Raw genomic sequence first — 16,582 nt, forward strand, 5'->3', positions numbered from 1 at the left:
AGACCTCGATCACCACAGCGCACCCGGGATCCGCCGCCTCCTGCCCGGGCTCGACATCGGTCAGGGCCGGCAACTCGTCGTCGACCTCAGCGGCCTCACCTTTTGCGACTCGGCAGACAGACTCCACCCCGCCCGACCCCGCCCGGAGCGGGACGGTCACGCACCAAAGGGCCTGCGGGGCTCCTCATGGGTCGGCCATAGCCGTTCCTCAGGGCGCGCGGCGCCCGGCCGCTGGGGTGGCGGCGCCGGCCGGACCGCCGGTCGCCCGCAGGGCTGCCTGCCGTACCCGGGCCGCCGCGTGTCCGGGCTGGTAACGGACGGTGTGCAGGCGGGCCGCCGCGGTGACCGTGGCGGTCCTCGCGGCCCGGTCGGTGAGCAGATCGGCGCAGTACCGTGCCAGGCCCTCGGCCGTGTCGGCGATCGCCAGGTGCTCACCGGCGACCACGTCGAGTCCGGGTCACCCAGTCGATGCCGGCGATGACTCCGGCGGTGGTCCCGGATCCGTTGTTGTCCAGGACCCGCACGGCGACGATCTCCGCTTTCTTGGCCACGCCGTAGGTGGAGCGCCTGGCCGAGCCCGACACCATGAACGACGACCGCTGATCGAGGCCGGCGGGGCGGCCCGCGGGCGCCAGCAGCAGGAGCGGCTCACGGCCTCCGCGGGAAGCCGGCCAACGGGACCAGGCGGTGCGACCGCTGGTAGGGCCTCGTAGTCTGCCACTATGACAAAGAAGATCCAGACGCCGACGCCCCGCGATGCCTTCGAACTGCTCATGGCCGGCAACCAGCGCTTCGTCGCCGGCACGCCTGAGCACCCGAACCAGGACGCTGTCCGCCGCACCGAGACCGCACCGTCCCAGAATCCGTTCGCCGTGCTGTTCGGGTGCTCCGACTCCCGGCTGGCCGCCGAGATCATCTTCGACCGCGGCCTGGGCGACCTGTTCGTGGTGCGCACCGCCGGCCACGTCGCCGGTACGGAGGTGCTCGGCTCGATCGAGTTCGGCGCGGCAGTTCTCAACGCGCCGCTGGTCGTTGTGCTCGGTCACGACTCGTGCGGTGCCGTCGCTGCGGCCTGCTCGGCTCTGGAGAACGGACAGACGCCGGGCGGCTTCGTCCGGGACGTCGTCGAACGGGTGACCCCGAGCGTGCTGGCAGCCCGCGCCGCCGGCCGCGAGAGCGCTGAGGAAATCCTGGCCGAGCACATCGAGCACACCGTGGACCTGCTGCTGGAACGCTCCCGCGTCCTGGCCGAGCGAGTGGCTGACGGCCGCCTCGGCGTGGTGGGCCTTTCCTACCGACTGGCCGACGGCAGCGCCCAGCTCGTCGCCGCCCGCGGCCTTGATGTCCCGGTTCCCACCGCGTCCTGACCGCCCCACACACCCCGATCGACCGCGAGCCCGGCCCGCGCCGGGACCCGGCTGGGCCGCGGTCTGTCGCGTAAGTCAGGGCCTGAAACGGCCTCGGGCGCCGACGGTGACCGGGTAACTACTTCCGGCAGGGCCACGACAAAAAGGCCGAGGACGATCTCAACGCGCTCTGTCACGGCGACCGTGTTGTCCCGCGGCTTGTCGGCCGCCAGTACGGGTCGGCGGCCAGAACCTGTATCAGGCGGCCCTCGACGCGGGTGCGCGGGAGCGTGCGGTGTGGTGGAGGGCTGCCCGGCCGGCGGACGGCCGGCGGCGCGGAGCTGAGAAGGCACCGGGCCACCCCCACACGGCCCGCCGGCGGCCTCCTCACTGGGTACGGGGCTCTTGCTCGGGCAGGACGACGATGCGGGTGCCGTTGGGTGCGGTGCGACCGAGGATGCGCAGCTCGTCGAGGTCGCGGACGAAGATGAGCAGTCCCCCTGGGACAGCGGCGCCGGCGGCGGCCCGGGTCTGCCCGGGCCGCCGCCGCGGTGCCTGCCTTGGGCCGTCAGGGCCGCCCGTCATCACAGCCATGCGGTGGAGTGCCGCACCCAGGACAGGGCTCGGGCTTCGAGGGGTGCTGTTGACCGCGCCCCGTCGCTTGGGAGGTCTGCGCCGGTCTGGTCCTCGGGGAGGTCTGGTGCGCACTGGCTGAGACCGGCACCGCGACCCCGCGGGCACCGCCGCGGGAGGCGGCGGGGTGACGCCGCCGTCCTTCAGTTGGTGCGGTCGGCGAAGCCCTGGGGCAGGTCCTGGGGGCCCACCGCGACGACGCTCTCGTCGTTCTCGCCGACGTACTCGAACAGGGTGATGCGGGCGAACTCCGGGACGACGTAGATCGGGTAGGTGGGGCCGGCGTCCCGGTAGGCGCGCATCTCCTCCAGGTGGTCGTTCTGGTAGAGCACCGTCTTGCTGCCGTCCTGCTCGATCCACTGCGGGAAGAAGATGGTGCCGTGCAGGACCCGCCGGCGGGGCAGCACGTTGACGACGACCGAGGTGCCGGTCGGTTCGTTCCAGGACACCTTGTAGACGTCGTCGGCGAGCCGCACCAGGTCGACCTCCTGGTCCTTCACCCAGCGGCCGCCGACCATCCCGGAGTGGATGCGGTAGTCGATGGTCGTGGCGTTCTTGACGTACATCTCGTACTGCCAGCCGTTGGCGTACGTGTAGATGAACCGGTGCCCGACAATGCCGGACAGATCCTGCGGCGGGTTGGGGTTCTCGACGGTCGTCGGGGTGTCGTGCGCGGTGGTCATGGTGGTGCTCCTTGCTGTGCTGTGAGCGGTCACCGACGGCGTGGGATTCGGCCGGTTCGGTGCCCTCGCCCTACACACCACTGTGCCACAAAATATGTTTGTGACAAAACTTTATCTTCGCGGTCCACAATGGTGGCATGCGTAACACAGACAGAGCGGCGGACAGGACGGGCGACCCCGGTGTACCCGGCGCGCCGGAGGCGGCACGCGTCGCGGCCGGACTGGGCGGGCTTCTGGGGCCGCTGCGGCGCGCGGTCCTGCGCGCCACCCGCAACGCCGAGGGGTTGCCGGACCTGCCGGAGGCGCAGATCGAACTGCTGCGGGCCCTGTCCTCCTCGCCCGAGGGTCTCAGCCCCGGTGCGGCGGCCGCACGCGTGCGGGTGGCACCGTCCACCGTGAGCAACCTGGTGCGGGCGATGTCCGCCGCTCGGCTGGTGGAACGGATCCGGCCCGAGCACGACCAACGGACCGTGGTGCTCACCGCGTCAAAGGAGGCCCTTCACCTCCTGGAGCGCTATGACCGGTCCAGCACCGCGGCGCTCACCCGCGTCGTGGAGGAGCTGTCCGACGCCGACCGGGCGGCGCTGCACCAGGCGCTGCCGGCTTTGGACCGGCTGGTCACCGCGCTGGAGACGGGCGACGGCACCCGTCCCGACTCGATCAGTCCTTGATCGGGGTGCGAACACCCCGTCGAGTGCGGCCCTGATCAGGCTCTGAGCTGAACATCCCGGCCGGCCGTGCCCTGGTCTTCGGCCACGACGGACCCGGAGGGCATCTGCCCGGCATGGTCACCACAACCAGGCGGTCGAGTGCCTCAGGCACAGAGTGCGGGCGTCGCGGCGTGCGACCGCGTTGCCGATCCGGATCCACCGGGGCCGGGGCCGGCGCGACTGCCCGGCGGCAAGGCGGCGCCGTCCGGCGGTCTGAAGCCGCGCCCGCTGCTTATGCAGCTCTGCCTTCCGCGCCGCCTTCGACTTCCGCTGCGGGGCCGCCTCCAGACCGGCTGCCATCCCAGGGGCTCACCGGCCCCGGGCTCCTGGGCCTCACTGAGCACGGCAGCCATCTGCGCGCGCCGCGTGGGCGCGGGCGAGGGCGCCGTCGGGGCTGGGGCGTTCTTGCGGGGTGCTCACGCGACTCCTCCAGGGGGGTTCCGGCCCGGTGTGTGCCGGCTGCCGGGCTGCTCGGTGTGCTGGGGCGGGCCGCAGCCGGGGCCGAAGGTGACGGCGCCGGATGCCGTCCTGGAGCTTGGCGGCGACGGCTTCGAGTCTCGGGCGGGTCTGCTCCACCGTGTCGACGCCGGTCTCCTGTCCCAGGAAGTCGACGGCGGCCTCCTGGGACAGGAGATGGCCGCCCTTCCGGCCGGTGCGGAAGTCGATTGGGAGCATCTGCGCACGACGGAGAAGGGCCGGCACTCCCCACTCGCCGCGCTGGCGAAGCAGGCCGCCCCGGCCTGACCTGTACCGCTGTCCGGTGACGCCGCCTCTCTCCGGTGTGGTGATTCCAGTCCGGCCCTTCCCGGGATGAAGCGCTGACACCTTGGCTGTAGAGGCAAGCGCCCGCGGGCTGTGGGGGTGCCAGATGGACGATGCGGCTGTGACCGTTGGTTTTCGTCGCCGCAGCGGTGGGTCTGCCGATGACAACGCTTGGCATCCTTGGGACGCCGGTGTCGCGGGGCATGCGCCGCTGGGGTGGCCCACGGATCCGACTCGTGCCGTAGCAAGGCGCTCCCGCCTCCCCCTGGGAGCCGGGGCTTGTATCCGGTGTGTATCGGGTGGCACTCGGGTGTGCCTCAGGACCGGGGCCCGGGTGGCGAGCACGGCAAGCCGGGCGAGGTGTGTCGTATCGTTCCGATGGCGGAATGATCGCCCACGCGCCGGAACGGGACGCCGGGCCGTCCGCCCGTCCACCACCGCCCGAACAGGAGCCCCCTTGTCCTCGCCCGCCTCCTCCGCGCAGACCGCCCGCGTGCTCCTCGTCGAGGACGACGACCTGATGCGCCGGTCGTTCTCCGTCGCCCTGGAGCGCTACGGCTACCGGGTGCGGGCGGCGGCCGACGGGCTCACGGGACTGGAGGTCTTCCGCGAGGAGGACTTCGATCTGCTGATCCTCGACGTGATGCTGCCCGGCCTCGACGGGATCGGGCTGTGCCGCAGGGTCCGGGAGACCAGCCTGGTGCCGGTTCTGATGATGTCCGCCCGCGGCGACGGGCTCGACGTGGTCGCCGGGCTGGAGGCCGGGGCGGACGACTACGTCGTCAAGCCGGTGGAGACGTACGTCCTGGTGGCCCGCATGCGTTCACTGCTGCGGCGCGCCACCTACGCGCCCGCTCCTCAGGGCGGTCCGGTGCCGGGCGAGAGCCGGCCGGCCGCGGGAGACGTGCTGGAGTTCGGGGACCTGCGGATCGACACCGCCGGGATGGAGGTGTTCCTCGCCGGCCGGCCGGTGGCACTGACCCCGACGGAGCTCAAGCTCCTGCTGGAGTTCGCCGCCCACCCCGGGATCGTGCTGGAGCGGCACACGCTCCTGCGGGACGTGTGGGAGTACGGCTGGGACGGGGACAGCCGCGTCGTGGACCTGTGTGTGCAGCGGCTGCGCCGGAAGGTGGGCCGCGACCGGATCGAGACGGTCCGGGGCTTCGGGTACAAGTTCCGGCGGTGACCGTGCGTCCCCTGCGCGGGCCGTGGGCGGGCCGTACCTCGCTGCGGCGGAAGATCGCCGCGCTCGCCGCGGCCACGGCCCTGCTCGTGGTGACGGCGGTCGGCGTCCTGGTGCATCTGTGGACCGCCCAGGACATCCGCAGCCGGGGCGAGGCGCGGGCGCTGAACACCTTGTACGGGGCCATGGACGTCTACCGCCGCACCGGCGTCCTCACCGACGGCGCCGAGCTCGACCCCGACGGTCTGCCCGCCGCGCTGCGACCCCCGGCCGACGGCGAGCGGCACCACGTCTACGACGGGCACGTCGAGGGCAACGTCGGGCCGAGCGTCTGGGCGGCCCAGCGCACCGGCGGCCCCGGCAGCCCGGTCCTCGCCGTCCAGATCAACCTGAGTCCGGACCGCGCCAACCTGTCCCGCCTCGACGCGGTCATGGCGGTCGCCTCGCTCGTCGCGCTCGCGGCCGCCGTTCCCCTGGCCGTCTACGGCGCGGGGCTCCTGTCCCGGAGACTGGGCCGGGTCGCCGCGACCGCGGCGCGGATCTCCGCCGGGGACCTGGACGCCCGCACGGGACCCACGAAGGGCCGTGACGAGGTCGCGGACATCGCCGCGACCGTCGACCGGATGGCCGACAGCCTCGCGCTGCGGCTGCGCACCGAGCGCCGGTTCACCGCGGACGTGGCCCACGAGCTGCGCACCCCGGTCGGAGGACTGCTCGCCGCCGTCGGCCTCCTGCCGCCCGGCGAGACCGAGGACCTGCTGCGGGCAAGGGTGCGCGACCTGCGCGACCTCGTGGAGGACCTTCTGGAGATCTCCCGCCTGGACGCCGGCGCGGAGGAACCGGTCCGCGTCCGGGTGCCGCTGGGCGCCGTGGTCGCCGAGGCGGTAGCCCGTACCGGCCTCGCCACCGAGGTCATCGACCGGTCCGAGGCCGCTCAGGCCGCTGACGGCACCGTGCGGACGGTGGAGACCGATCCGCGCCGCCTGGAACGGATCGTCGCCAACCTCGTCGTCAACGCCCACCGCCACGGCGCAGGCCCGGTCCAGGTCACGGTCGACGGACCGACGGTCGTGGTCCGTGACCACGGCCCCGGCTTCCCGGACGACCTGCTGCTCCACGGCCCGCGCCGCTTCCACACAGGAGCCCGGGAACGCGGCTCGGGTCACGGCCTGGGGCTCACCATCGCCTTGGGCCAGGCCCGGGTCCTCGGCGCCGAACTGCTGCTGGCCAACGCCCCGGACGGAGGGGCCGTCGCCACCCTGCGGCTGCCCGTGTGACGAACGCAGGTGGGGTCGGTACGTGGTGGAGCGGGCACTGATACACGGCGGCTCAGGGCCCGATACGTTGCTCCGTCACCCTTCGAAGGACACCGCGTCCCATGCCGTACCCGGCGCGGGACCCACTTTCGAGGAGGCCACCATGAACCCGTCCACCCGTACCACCGCCCTGTCCCGCGGCGCCCTGGGCGTCGGTGCCCTCACCGCCGTCCTGTCCCTGCTGCTCGTCGTCGGCGGACTCACCGCGAACACCGCGGCGGGCGAGACGGGACAACCCGCCGGAGTGCTCGGCGCGATCGGGCTGTTCCTCGGCGGGACGCTCCTGGCCGTCGGCGCGCTCGCCCGCAGGGTCGTCGCGCTGGGCGAGCACCGGTAGGGGCGGCGCCCCTCCAGGGCCTCCCCGCTGCCCGTGCTCTCGACGCGCGGACACCGCGGGGAGGCCCTTTCCCGTACCCGGCCCGCTACACCTTTGCCGCACGCCCGAGCGGCCACCGATACACGGCGGCCCAGACCCCGATACGTTCCCCGGACACCCTTCTCGTGCGCTTTCCGTACGAGAAGAGGAGCCCCATGACCGCCGACCTTCTGACATCGCAGCCGACGACCGGCATCGCGGCCGCCACCACCGACCTGACGAAGGTCTACGGCAGCGGCGACACCCGGGTGGTCGCCCTGGACCGGGTCAGCATCGCCTTCCGAGAGGGCGAGTTCACCGCGATCATGGGCCCGTCGGGCTGCGGCAAGTCCACGCTGATGCACTGCGCCGCCGGGCTCGACTCCCCCACGTCCGGGTCGGTACGCGTGGGCACCACCGAACTCGCCCGTCTCGGGGACCGGGAGCTCACGCAGCTGCGCCGGGACCGGATCGGGTTCGTCTTCCAGGCGTTCAACCTGCTGCCGACGCTGACCGCGCTGGAGAACATCACCCTGCCGATGGACATCGCCGGGCGCCGACCCGACCGCGCGTGGCTGGACCGGGTCGTCTCCATGGTCGGCCTCTCCGACCGTCTGGGGCACCGGCCCGCCCAGCTGTCCGGCGGCCAGCAGCAGCGTGTCGCAGTCGCCCGCGCCCTGGCCTCCCGGCCGGCGATCGTCTTCGGCGACGAGCCCACCGGCAACCTCGATTCCCGCGCCGGCGCCGAGGTCCTCGGCTTCCTGCGCGACTCGGTGCGCGAGCTGGGCCAGACCGTGGTCATGGTCACCCACGACCCCGTGGCCGCCGGTTACGCCGACCGCGTCGTGTTCCTCTCCGACGGGCGCCTCGTCGAGGAGATGGCCCGGCCCACCCCGGACCGCGTCCTCGACCTGATGAAGAGCCTGGGCTCCCGCTCCCACAGCGGCTGAGCCGCAGCCCCGCCGCCCGCCCCGTACCGCCCGGGGACGTCCCCGACTTCCTCTCAATCTCTCGGAAAGCCCTCGAACCCCATGCTGAGAACAGCCCTGCGCAACCTCCTGGCCCACAAGGCCCGGCTGGCCATGACCGTCCTCGCCGTCTGCCTGGGCGTCGCGTTCGTCAGCGGCACCCTCGTCTTCGCGGACTCCACCGCCGCCGCCCACCGTGCCGCCGCGTCGAAGACCTTCGCCGGGATCGACGTCACCGTGACCGACAAGGCCCCCGAACCCGGTCCGGACGACGGGTCGCGGGCCGGCGTGCTCGACGACGCGCTCGTCACGGAACTGACCCGGGTGCCCGGCGTCGCCGCCGTACGCCCGTCGGTCGACGGCTCGGCCACCCTGAACGCGGCGGACGGCAGCCCGCTGCGGGCCGACCGGGCCTGGTCCCACCTGGCCGGCGCGTACGTACCCGGCAAGGACGGCAAGGACAGCCGTTACCCGTTGACCGAGGGTCGCGCCCCCGCGAACGGCGGCGAGATCGCCGTGGACCGCGGCACCGCCAGCGCGGGCGGCTTCCGCATCGGCGACACGGTCACCCTGGCCACGGACGGCCCCGTCACGACCAAGCGGCTGGTCGGCATCGTCAGCACCGACGACGCCCGCGTCACCGCCGGCGGCACCCTCGCCCTCTTCGACAAGACCACCGCGCAGAAGCTGTTCTCGGCCCCCGGCCACTACACCGGCATCGACCTGACCGCCGCGCCCGGCACCACCGCGTCCGAACTCGCCGACCGGGTCACGGCCGTGCTGCCCGCCGACCACGCCGAGGCCACCACGGGCCAGGCCCAGGCGGCCCAGCAGGCCATCCTCGTCGACACCCTGACCCGCGGCTACGAGAAGGTGCCGATGGTGTTCGCCGGGGTCTCCCTCTTCATCGGCTCGTTCCTCATCGTCAACACCTTCACCATGCTCGTGAAACGGCGCACCCGCGAGACCGCGCTGCTCCGGGCGATCGGCGCCTCGCGCCGCCAGGTGTCGCGCTCCGTCCTCCTGGAGGCCCTCGTCGTCGGACTGTCCGCCTCGGTGGCCGGCTTCCTGCTCGGGCTCGGCATCGCGGCGATGCTGCCCCACGTCCTCGGCGGCGGCGACAGCGCCCTGCCCACCGGCCCCCTGGTGATCGGCCCGCGCTCGGTCGCGGCGGCGCTCGGTGTAGGCGTCGGCGTCACCGTGCTCGCCGCGTGGCTGCCCTCCCGCCTGGCCGCCAGGACCTCGCCCATGGAGGCGATGCGCACCGCGGAACAGCCGCCTCCGGCACAGCGGTTCCGGCTGCGCGGCGCGGTGGGCGTCGGCCTCCTCGTCCTCGGCGCCGGCCGGCTGGTGTCCCTCAGCGGGGCCAAGGACGCCTCGGAGGAGAACCTGCGCGACGCGATGATCGGCTGCGGCCTGTTCGCCGCCGCCCTGATCATGCTGGCGCCGCTGCTCGCCGCTCCGGTGATCCGGCTGACGGGGCGGCTGACCGGGCGCCTCGGCGTCACCGGCCGCCTCGCCCGCGAGAACGCTCTGCGCGACCCGCGCCGCACCGCGGCCACCGCCGCCACCCTGCTGATCAGCACCGGCCTCGTCACCGGCCTCGCCGTCATCGGACACTCCACCGGACAGGCCCTCGACCGCCAGGCCGCGACCGGGCTCGGCGCCGACTACGTCGTCAGCACCCGCTCCACCATGACGGGCATCGACCCCGGTGCCGTACGACGGCTGGCCGACACCCCCGGCGTGCGCACCGCTCACCCGATCACCGACTCGACCCTGTTCACCGGCAGCGGCGTCCGCCAAATCTCCGGCGCCGACCCGGCCACCGTGCGCGACACCATGAAGCTCGACTTCGTCTCCGGATCCGCCGAGGACCTGGCCGCGGGCCGGATCGCCATCTCCACCACCCTCGCCCGGGAACACGGGGTCACCACCGGCGGCCTGCTGAACGTCCGGCTGGGCCACGCCGGGAAACTCACCGCGTACAAGGTCGTGGGCGTCTACAAGAACAACCCCGTCGCCCACGACGCGCTCGGCAGCCGCGGCGAGGTCGCGGCGAACAGCTTTCTGCCCGGCTCCGTCCAGCGCGTGCTGCTGCGCACCGACGGCCCGCCGACGGCGGCGCTGGAGAACCGGCTGCGCACCGCCGTGGGCAACAACCCCCTCCTCACGGTGCAGAACCGGGACCAGCTCGTCCGCGAGGCGGCGGGCACCATGGGCGACCTGCTGGACGTGATGTACGGCATGCTCGGCATCGGCGTCGTCATCAGCGCGCTCGGCATCGTGAACACGCTGGCCATGTCGGTCGCCGAACGCACCCGCGAGATCGGCGCACTGCGCGCCCTCGGCATGGACCGCGCCGGCATCCGCCGCATGATCCGCCTGGAGGCCCTGACCGTCACCGGCTTCGGAACCCTCCTCGGCCTGGCAGGCGGCCTGTTCGCCGCCTGGGCGGTCGGCTCCCTCGCCAACGGCGCCATCGACCAGTACACCCTGGTCCTGCCCTGGGGAACACTGCTCCTGGTGTGCCTGCTCTCCCTGGCGATCGGCGTCCTCGCGGCCGCCGTCCCCGCCCGCCGGGCCGCCGCCCTGAGCCCCCTGGAGGCCGCCGCGAACGCCTGACGACACCCGGCGCGGGCCCGGGGCGACCGCCATCGAGACCGGGAGGCGATCCGGACCGGCGCCCGCACCAAGCGTGCCCCAGCCATGCCGACCGTACGACCTCCCACACCACCGCCGCGTCCGGAGCCATGCCAGCCCGTACCGGGCCAAGCGGCAAGCAGGTTCGGCGGAGTCTGCGGCGCTGCACAGTCGTCACACGTGACTGGTTCGTGACTTGTCCGCCTGACGGCGCATCAGCACGCTGTGCGCAGCCCTGAATTCGCAGGACCCGACGCTCGGATCCACCGCTGTCCCAGACTGCACCTCAGGAGGACCTATGCAGCACATCCGTCGACTCGGCGTCATCCTCGCCGCGGCCACATCCCTGGTCGGCCTCGGCATCGCCACTTCATCTACCGCGCAGGCAGCACAGACCGGCGCCCAGGACTACCAAGGCTGTCCTACTGGCTACGTGTGCATCTACCCGAATGCCAGCTGGAACAACGGCGTTCCGGAGCACACCTACTACACCTACGGAGTCCACAAGCTGTACAACGAGTACGGGCAGCACCGCATATTCAACAACCAGACCGGGAGCGCTACGTCACAGCTGTGCATCAACAGTGACGGCACCAACTGCACCGGCAAGACCCAGCCGTACACCTACTTCGACTACGAGCTGACCCCGTACAACTCGATCCGGCTCAACCCGTCCTGACCAATCAGCCCATGCCCCGCTCCGACCTGCTCAAGCGGCCCGCCGCCGCCAGGGAGACGATGCGGGACGACACCGCCCGTTACCTGGTCAACCGGGCCCAGTTCAAGAACTCCCCCCAGGTCCGCGAGACGATCCGCGAACGCACCCCGGCAGTCCGCAAGATAGAGCACACCATCGAGTACCTCGATCTGGTCGGCTCCTGCCACCAGTTCGTCGCCACCCTCGGCCGCCTCGTCCCCCGCATACGGGGCCAGGAATTCACCTACGACGAGCGCTGGACCGTCCGCCGCGGCACCTCCACGGCCCGGGCCGCGGCCGCCTGGCTCGAAGCCGCGATCGACAACGGCGCGTACGGGGGCGCCCTCGTCGCAGGCCCCGGCGGCCGTACGCCGACCGGGGCTACGACTTCGACAAGTACCGCCGCCTGCTGGGGAAACGCGGCATCAAGCCCGTAATCGCCCGACGTGGTGTCTCGCCCACGGCTCCGGACTGGGCAAGGTCCGCTGGGTGGTCGAGCGAACGTGATCCGGCTACTCGACTAACGTCTCACGCGCGGCCCGAGCGAGGACGGTCGGCTGTCACCAGAGCATCCGCGTCCCGCACGCCATGATGAAGAAGCAGAATGCCCAGAGAATGATCGGTCCCGCGGCGCCCCGGAAGCGCACGATGCCGAAGAACTCCATCTCGACCCGGTCGTAACGGGATTCGAGCAGGACGACGAGGAGGAAGGAGAGGAGCGCGCAGGCCGGCAGTCCGACGACGGCCGCGAAGTGGTCCTCGTACTGCTTCATGAGCCACGGCTCCTGCCGCCAGACAGCCAGCGCGATCGGGAGGCCGACAGTCGTGGCCGCGCCGAGAGCGGACAGGATGGCGATGCCGCCGACCAGGTCGCGCACCAGTCTCCTCGTCCGCGGCGCGTCCTGGAGGAACCGGCGGCGCCCCTCTGATGCACTGTCGTGCCGGGTGCGTTCCCCGCGCTGTTCAGTCATGCGGGTCGGTCCTTCCGTAGGGTCCGCGACTGGGAACGCGGGGCGAACTCCACCGAGCGGCGCCGGGAGCAGACCACCGGGCGGGAGGCCCGGAAGACGCGGCCCACTTGTCGTGCGGCTCCGGGCGGATCAGGCGGCCCAGCGTCCTTTTGAGGCGGCGGCGGATCGAAAGTCGAACCAGAAGCGTACGCCGTCCGGGAGGTCGAATTCCAGGATGGTCCAGCTGCCGCCCCGAGCATATGTGAACCGGTCGGTGCAATCTCCGGTGCTCGCCCAGCATACCCGGACGTATCTGTTTGTTTTCGGCTTGATGCTGATGTTTGCGCAGCTGCTCGTGGTTTTGAGGTACCGGCCTACCGGATACCTGCCGCTGCCATCCGGCGCTGAATACGAGTGCGAATCACTGTAACAAGTGCGGAGACTCTTCGGTGCCGCATTGGCCGCAGTCATCCCGCCGACGAGTCCGGCTATTGTCAGCGCGAGCCCACTCTGAGCAGCGATAAGGCGGCCAGTCCATTTTCGCATACTCTCTCCGATCTGCGTCTGATCACATTGCGCCCAGCGAGAATGACAGCGGATTTCATAGTAGGCAGCAGCAGCGTGGATGTCGTTAGCGCTGAGTGCACACCTGTTTGGCGATCCGTCTACTCCGCGATGCGCTGTGCTTGGTTGCGGTATTCCTTGGGTGGGACTCCGTAAACAGCGCGGAAGGCACGGGTGAAGTCGGCGGGGCGGGGGAAGCACCAGCGGGCGGCGATGACGTGGATGGGCGTGGTGCGCAGCGCCGGGTCGGCGAGGTCGCGGCGGGCGCGTTCAAGGCGCTGGTGGCGTATCCAGGCTGCAATCGTCTCTTCTTCGTGCTGGAAGAGGCGGTGCAGGTAGCTGGTGGAGATGTGGTGCGCGGCGGCGATGGTGCGTGGGGTCAGTTGCGGATCATGCAGGTGGCTCCTGACGAAGGAACGGACGCGCAGGACAAGGGTCTGACGGTGAGTTTCCGGTGTGAGCAGCTCCTCGGCCTCAAGGACCTGGGCCAGGAACCCGGACAGCAGATCGAGCACGATGCCCCCTAACCGGGGGCCGTCGGAGGAATTGAAGGAGCCGGTGCCCGTCGTGACGCCGGCGAGGAACTGCGCCAGCAGGGAACCGAAGCCTTCCCGTCCCGATATTGGGTGCCCGATCAGCTTGTCAACCGCGCTCCCGGCCGGTGCCAGCATTTCCTTGGGTACCACGATGCCCACTGACTCCACCGGACGCGCACGACCGATGGCGAGGCAGTCGAACGGTCTCGAAGAGTCGAGCACACACAGGTCGCCAGGGCCGTATACGGCCTCCTGCCCACGCTGGACGATTCCCCTTCTCCCGCGCCTGACCAACGATATGTGGAACAGTTCGGGATCCGACTGCCGGATCAGCCGGGGAGTCCGGTGAAACCGCATCGATTGGAAGGCCTGCGGTGATACGTATACGGAACCGAGCTCCAGCAGCCGCATGGAAGCCTGGAAATCGTCCGCATGGTCACTGCTCATGTGCACCGGGGCGAACATGAGTTCCCGCCAATAGTCGAACCGCTCCGGGGCAGGCACATCCTCGCTTCGGAACACCGTCTCACGCACCATGGCCTCCGCTGTCCTCAGTCCCTGTCTCCCCAACCTTCCCGATTTTTTTTGAAGCGACACGACAGTGATAATGCGCGACGGGCGCATGCGTGTAGGGCTTGCGGTCGACCGGAGCGTCGAGCCAGCCGCAGTCAGCGTCGCCGCGACGGCGGTCATCCCGGTCCGGTTATGGACACCAGCGGCCGGAAGGTGGGCTCGTGCTGTCATCGCCTCAGCCCTTCACCCAGCACGTGGAGACAGCAGCGCGGACAGCGCCCAGCTCATCAAGGCGACTCCCGCCGCCGGCGGCCGGGTCACCGGTGCGGGCGAGCACGATGAGCAGGGCGGCCCGAGTGCCACCCGGTCGGGCAGCGAGGCGGCGGCGTCCGTGCGCGTGGCCGGGTCGGCGTAGTGGCCCGAGCGGTCGGCGATGGCCTGCGCCCCGGTGGACCAGGGCCTGCACGACGGTTCTGTGTGACCAAAGCAACTCGGATGGCTCATCAGAGCCTTCATTCCCAACCGCTAGGAGTCGAGGGAGGCGCTGTTGCGTCGGGTCTCTGCGAGGTGGACGTCGATGTACCGCGTGAGGATCAGCGCATCCTCCGGCTCGTCGGCCTGGAAGGTGACGCGACGCAGCAGGCTGACCCCGTCGAGCGCGACGCCCTCGCGGGCGAGGACGAATACGAGGGCGAGGAAGGCGGACCGAGCGTTGCCGTCGTCGAAGGGATGGAAGAAGCACACGTCGAGATAGGCACGTGCGGCTCGGGCGGTCAGGGAAAGGGGCCGCTCGATGTTTCGCGCGCTCTCGGCCAGGCAGGCGTCGAGGCGGGCTCGGGTCTCCGGGCCGATTCCGTAGCGTTCCCGGCCCCCCTTGGCGAAGGCCGGTAGGTCGCGGAACGACGGCGGCTGGGGTGTGCCAAGGACATGCTGCTGCCAGCGCTGCAGTAGCTCGAAGTCAAGGGAGGAGCCGCACGCCGCGTCGGCCCGCAACAGCTCCAAGGCGGTCAGCATGCCTCGGGCGCGGGCGGGGTCCAAGGCGCCGTCGAAGGCGCGTATGTCCTCCGCTGCGCCATCGCGCGACGGGGCCACCGGCTCGTCCCGGCCGCCTTCCGGAACCTTCTGCCATGGCACGGTTTCGCGCACCGCGAGCCAGCGCTCCAGGTGGTCCGGCGCCGGCCCGGCGGAGCGTGCTCCGTCGTCCGGCCGCACCGACAGTGCGAGCCGCTCCGCGACGTCCTCTACCAGCACGATGTCGGGGCCGGTCCAGCTCGCGAACCGCCCGCCGATCGCCTCGTCGACCAGCTCCTGCGCGCGGTCGGGCGCGACGCCCCAGCGGCTGAGGAACCAGGTGAGCACTTGACGGCAGTGTCCGTACCAGCCGCTGCCGCAACCGGTACGGTCGGTCACCTGCAGGATCAGGTTGCGGGCGGCGCGCTCCCACAGGATCCGCTGGTCCTCGATGTCGGCCAGGTCCAGCGGATACGCGTCGAACCACCCGGCGAGACTCTCCACCCACTCGCGCCATTCGAGCAGCGCCGCAACGACACGGGTGAGCGTCTCCTCAGGGGTGGTGATCGAGTCCCGGGGGCAGCACCAGTTCCCGACGGGTCCTCCGTCGAAGTCGCCTTCGTCGTGCGCCCAGCGCCAGCCCACGGTCCAGCGGCCGTAGTGCTCGGCGAGGGCGTGCGACATGGCGTCGGCCCAAGGCCGTCCCTCGTTCCAGCTCCAGGCACTCATCGCCGGGTCACCGAAGGGGATGTCGGGGCGGCTGGGCACCCTCCGGGCGGGCTCAAGCGACCGCACCCCCTGCGGTGCTGACGCGCTATCGAAGCAATGCTGGGCCGGATTTACATCGTCCCAGGTCAGGAAGCGGGGGGACAGCTCGACAATCACCGCGCAAGCCTGCCCGTCCACCGGCTGCAGTTCAAGCGGATTACCGCAGGACCCGGGCTCTGTAGAAAAGTGCGGGAGGTGTTCGTGAGACCTGTGGTGCTCGAAGCGTGGACTGAGTGCTCAGTGCCAGGCGAAGCGGTTTCGGTCCCGTCAGCCGCCCCGCACCGGCTCCTCCTGCGATCTTGGTGACGACAAGCCTGCCTTTGTGACAGCTATGGTGCTTCGGCTCACCATGCCGGGGACGCAGCGCTCGTGCAGGAGCCGGCCTACAGCTCGATCTCGATGTGCTCGACGTCGGTGAACTCCACGCCCAGGCCGTGCGCGCGGGTGTTGTCGGCGCGGAAGTACATCCGGGCGAGGCCGTCGGCGGCGATCTGCTGGAGCTGCTGTTCGGTGGCGCCCTGGTCCCGGGCGGTGAAGAGGCGGTCGGCGAACTCGGGTGGCAAGGCCTGGGTGATGTCGCGGATCCGGGCGTCGTCGGTGGTGCCCGGTGCGGCGGTGAATCCGAACCGGGCGCGGGTGGAGACGACCAGGCCGTCGGTGGAGGCCGCCTTTTTCTTCGCCTTGGCCCGCACCTGCGGCTGCCACCGTTTCTTGACCTCGCGCTCTATGCGGCCGCGCAGGTCCTGGCGCGGCCGCTTGAGCCTGCCCGCCACGTACCGCTCCACGGTGCGCTGGGAGATCCCGAGCGCCTGTGCGGTGGCCTTGGTGCCCTTCAACTGCTTGACCAGGTACTTCATCTGGGCCTGGGCGCTCTGCGGGGGGCGACGGGTGAACGCCGACTCCAACGCGCGGTCCAGGCTGTCCCCGATCGAGTCGACCATGGT

Annotated in this window: 17 protein-coding genes and 2 pseudogenes; 11 read left to right on the top strand and 8 right to left on the bottom strand. The window is 71.2% G+C overall.

Annotated elements, in window-relative coordinates; genetic code table 11:
* Positions 1 to 208 precede the first annotated feature (208 nt).
* Together IH25_RS0126045 and IH25_RS41315 are read right to left on the bottom strand one after the other, a co-directional pair.
* Positions 209 to 445, bottom strand: coding sequence for a hypothetical protein (locus tag IH25_RS0126045; RefSeq protein ID WP_030615348.1), 237 nt, complete (start codon positions 443 to 445; stop codon positions 209 to 211).
* On the bottom strand, positions 432 to 587 hold the full coding sequence (locus IH25_RS41315) for a hypothetical protein (protein ID WP_157847015.1): 156 nt from the start codon (positions 585 to 587) through the stop codon (positions 432 to 434). The genes IH25_RS0126045 and IH25_RS41315 overlap by 14 nt, the downstream gene beginning before the upstream one ends.
* A gap of 135 nt (positions 588 to 722) precedes the next feature.
* Between IH25_RS41315 and IH25_RS0126055 the strand changes: the two genes are divergently transcribed.
* A complete protein-coding gene (locus IH25_RS0126055) occupies positions 723 to 1,367 on the top strand; it encodes a carbonic anhydrase (protein ID WP_030615350.1) in 645 nt (214 codons plus the stop codon).
* A gap of 366 nt (positions 1,368 to 1,733) precedes the next feature.
* Here the strand turns inward: IH25_RS0126055 and IH25_RS0126060 are convergent, their stop codons facing one another.
* On the bottom strand, positions 1,734 to 1,940 hold the full coding sequence (locus IH25_RS0126060; RefSeq protein ID WP_030615352.1) for a hypothetical protein: 207 nt from the start codon (positions 1,938 to 1,940) through the stop codon (positions 1,734 to 1,736).
* A 182-nt stretch (positions 1,941 to 2,122) separates the two neighbouring features.
* Positions 2,123 to 2,662, bottom strand: a complete 540-nt coding sequence (locus IH25_RS0126065; protein WP_030615354.1) for a phenolic acid decarboxylase — start codon at positions 2,660 to 2,662, stop codon at positions 2,123 to 2,125.
* A 137-nt stretch (positions 2,663 to 2,799) separates the two neighbouring features.
* Between IH25_RS0126065 and IH25_RS0126070 the strand changes: the two genes are divergently transcribed.
* The 10 genes and pseudogenes from IH25_RS0126070 to IH25_RS39860 form a co-directional block, all read left to right on the top strand.
* Positions 2,800 to 3,333, top strand: coding sequence for a MarR family winged helix-turn-helix transcriptional regulator (locus IH25_RS0126070; RefSeq protein ID WP_078844410.1), 534 nt, complete (start codon positions 2,800 to 2,802; stop codon positions 3,331 to 3,333).
* A 546-nt stretch (positions 3,334 to 3,879) separates the two neighbouring features.
* Positions 3,880 to 4,116 (top strand): hypothetical protein, encoded by a 237-nt coding sequence (locus IH25_RS41320; protein WP_157847016.1) that lies wholly within the window; start codon positions 3,880 to 3,882, stop codon positions 4,114 to 4,116.
* 538 nt (positions 4,117 to 4,654) lie between these two features.
* Positions 4,655 to 5,320, top strand: coding sequence for a two-component system response regulator CseB (gene cseB, locus IH25_RS0126080; RefSeq protein ID WP_245172889.1), 666 nt, complete (start codon positions 4,655 to 4,657; stop codon positions 5,318 to 5,320).
* Complete coding sequence (locus IH25_RS0126085; RefSeq protein ID WP_245172886.1) at positions 5,317 to 6,594, top strand: sensor histidine kinase; 1,278 nt, start codon at positions 5,317 to 5,319, stop codon at positions 6,592 to 6,594. Before cseB ends, IH25_RS0126085 begins: the two co-directional genes overlap by 4 nt.
* A gap of 142 nt (positions 6,595 to 6,736) precedes the next feature.
* Positions 6,737 to 6,970, top strand: coding sequence for a hypothetical protein (locus tag IH25_RS0126090; protein ID WP_030615368.1), 234 nt, complete (start codon positions 6,737 to 6,739; stop codon positions 6,968 to 6,970).
* Between the two features lie 194 nt (positions 6,971 to 7,164).
* The gene (locus IH25_RS0126095) at positions 7,165 to 7,938 is read left to right on the top strand and encodes an ABC transporter ATP-binding protein (RefSeq protein ID WP_107058465.1); all 774 of its coding nucleotides are present in this window, start codon (positions 7,165 to 7,167) and stop codon (positions 7,936 to 7,938) included.
* An 81-nt stretch (positions 7,939 to 8,019) separates the two neighbouring features.
* Complete coding sequence (locus tag IH25_RS0126100) at positions 8,020 to 10,581, top strand: ABC transporter permease (RefSeq protein WP_030615374.1); 2,562 nt, start codon at positions 8,020 to 8,022, stop codon at positions 10,579 to 10,581.
* A gap of 316 nt (positions 10,582 to 10,897) precedes the next feature.
* Positions 10,898 to 11,278: a hypothetical protein gene (locus IH25_RS0126105; protein WP_030615378.1), complete on the top strand. Its 381-nt coding sequence runs from the start codon at positions 10,898 to 10,900 to the stop codon at positions 11,276 to 11,278.
* 59 nt (positions 11,279 to 11,337) lie between these two features.
* A pseudogene (locus IH25_RS42505) lies at positions 11,338 to 11,568 on the top strand (DUF6192 family protein); the annotation flags it as partial.
* A 53-nt stretch (positions 11,569 to 11,621) separates the two neighbouring features.
* Positions 11,622 to 11,800: pseudogene (locus IH25_RS39860) on the top strand (IS5/IS1182 family transposase); the annotation flags it as partial.
* A gap of 56 nt (positions 11,801 to 11,856) precedes the next feature.
* On the opposite strand, the gene IH25_RS0126115 reads toward IH25_RS39860, so the two are convergent.
* The 4 genes from IH25_RS0126115 to tpg form a co-directional block, all read right to left on the bottom strand.
* Positions 11,857 to 12,267, bottom strand: a complete 411-nt coding sequence (locus IH25_RS0126115; protein ID WP_157847017.1) for a hypothetical protein — start codon at positions 12,265 to 12,267, stop codon at positions 11,857 to 11,859.
* A 644-nt stretch (positions 12,268 to 12,911) separates the two neighbouring features.
* Positions 12,912 to 13,883: a helix-turn-helix domain-containing protein gene (locus IH25_RS42510; RefSeq protein ID WP_030615387.1), complete on the bottom strand. Its 972-nt coding sequence runs from the start codon at positions 13,881 to 13,883 to the stop codon at positions 12,912 to 12,914.
* Positions 13,884 to 14,384: 501 nt separating this feature from the next.
* Positions 14,385 to 15,755 (bottom strand): Fic family protein, encoded by a 1,371-nt coding sequence (locus IH25_RS0126130; protein ID WP_030615390.1) that lies wholly within the window; start codon positions 15,753 to 15,755, stop codon positions 14,385 to 14,387.
* Between the two features lie 266 nt (positions 15,756 to 16,021).
* A complete protein-coding gene (gene tpg / locus IH25_RS0126135) occupies positions 16,022 to 16,579 on the bottom strand; it encodes a telomere-protecting terminal protein Tpg (protein WP_030615393.1) in 558 nt (185 codons plus the stop codon).
* Positions 16,580 to 16,582 lie beyond the last annotated feature (3 nt).

The sequence above is a fragment of the Streptomyces achromogenes subsp. achromogenes genome, from assembly GCF_000720835.1.
Classification (GTDB): Bacteria; Actinomycetota; Actinomycetes; order Streptomycetales; family Streptomycetaceae; genus Streptomyces; species Streptomyces achromogenes.

Excerpts from the sequence above, each read along its gene's own strand:
- IH25_RS41315 (WP_157847015.1), bottom strand. The coding sequence starts at position 587 with ATGGTGTCGGGCTCGGCCAGGCGCTCCACCTACGGCGTGGCCAAGAAA.
- IH25_RS0126055 (WP_030615350.1), top strand. The coding sequence starts at position 723 with ATGACAAAGAAGATCCAGACGCCGACGCCCCGCGATGCCTTCGAACTG.
- IH25_RS0126060 (WP_030615352.1), bottom strand. The coding sequence starts at position 1,940 with ATGGCTGTGATGACGGGCGGCCCTGACGGCCCAAGGCAGGCACCGCGG.
- IH25_RS0126065 (WP_030615354.1), bottom strand. The coding sequence starts at position 2,662 with ATGACCACCGCGCACGACACCCCGACGACCGTCGAGAACCCCAACCCG.
- IH25_RS0126070 (WP_078844410.1), top strand. The coding sequence starts at position 2,800 with ATGCGTAACACAGACAGAGCGGCGGACAGGACGGGCGACCCCGGTGTA.
- cseB (WP_245172889.1), top strand. The coding sequence starts at position 4,655 with ATGCGCCGGTCGTTCTCCGTCGCCCTGGAGCGCTACGGCTACCGGGTG.
- IH25_RS0126090 (WP_030615368.1), top strand. The coding sequence starts at position 6,737 with ATGAACCCGTCCACCCGTACCACCGCCCTGTCCCGCGGCGCCCTGGGC.
- IH25_RS0126095 (WP_107058465.1), top strand. The coding sequence starts at position 7,165 with ATGACCGCCGACCTTCTGACATCGCAGCCGACGACCGGCATCGCGGCC.
- IH25_RS0126100 (WP_030615374.1), top strand. The coding sequence starts at position 8,020 with ATGCTGAGAACAGCCCTGCGCAACCTCCTGGCCCACAAGGCCCGGCTG.
- IH25_RS0126105 (WP_030615378.1), top strand. The coding sequence starts at position 10,898 with ATGCAGCACATCCGTCGACTCGGCGTCATCCTCGCCGCGGCCACATCC.
- IH25_RS0126115 (WP_157847017.1), bottom strand. The coding sequence starts at position 12,267 with ATGACTGAACAGCGCGGGGAACGCACCCGGCACGACAGTGCATCAGAG.
- IH25_RS42510 (WP_030615387.1), bottom strand. The coding sequence starts at position 13,883 with ATGGTGCGTGAGACGGTGTTCCGAAGCGAGGATGTGCCTGCCCCGGAG.
- tpg (WP_030615393.1), bottom strand. The coding sequence starts at position 16,579 with ATGGTCGACTCGATCGGGGACAGCCTGGACCGCGCGTTGGAGTCGGCG.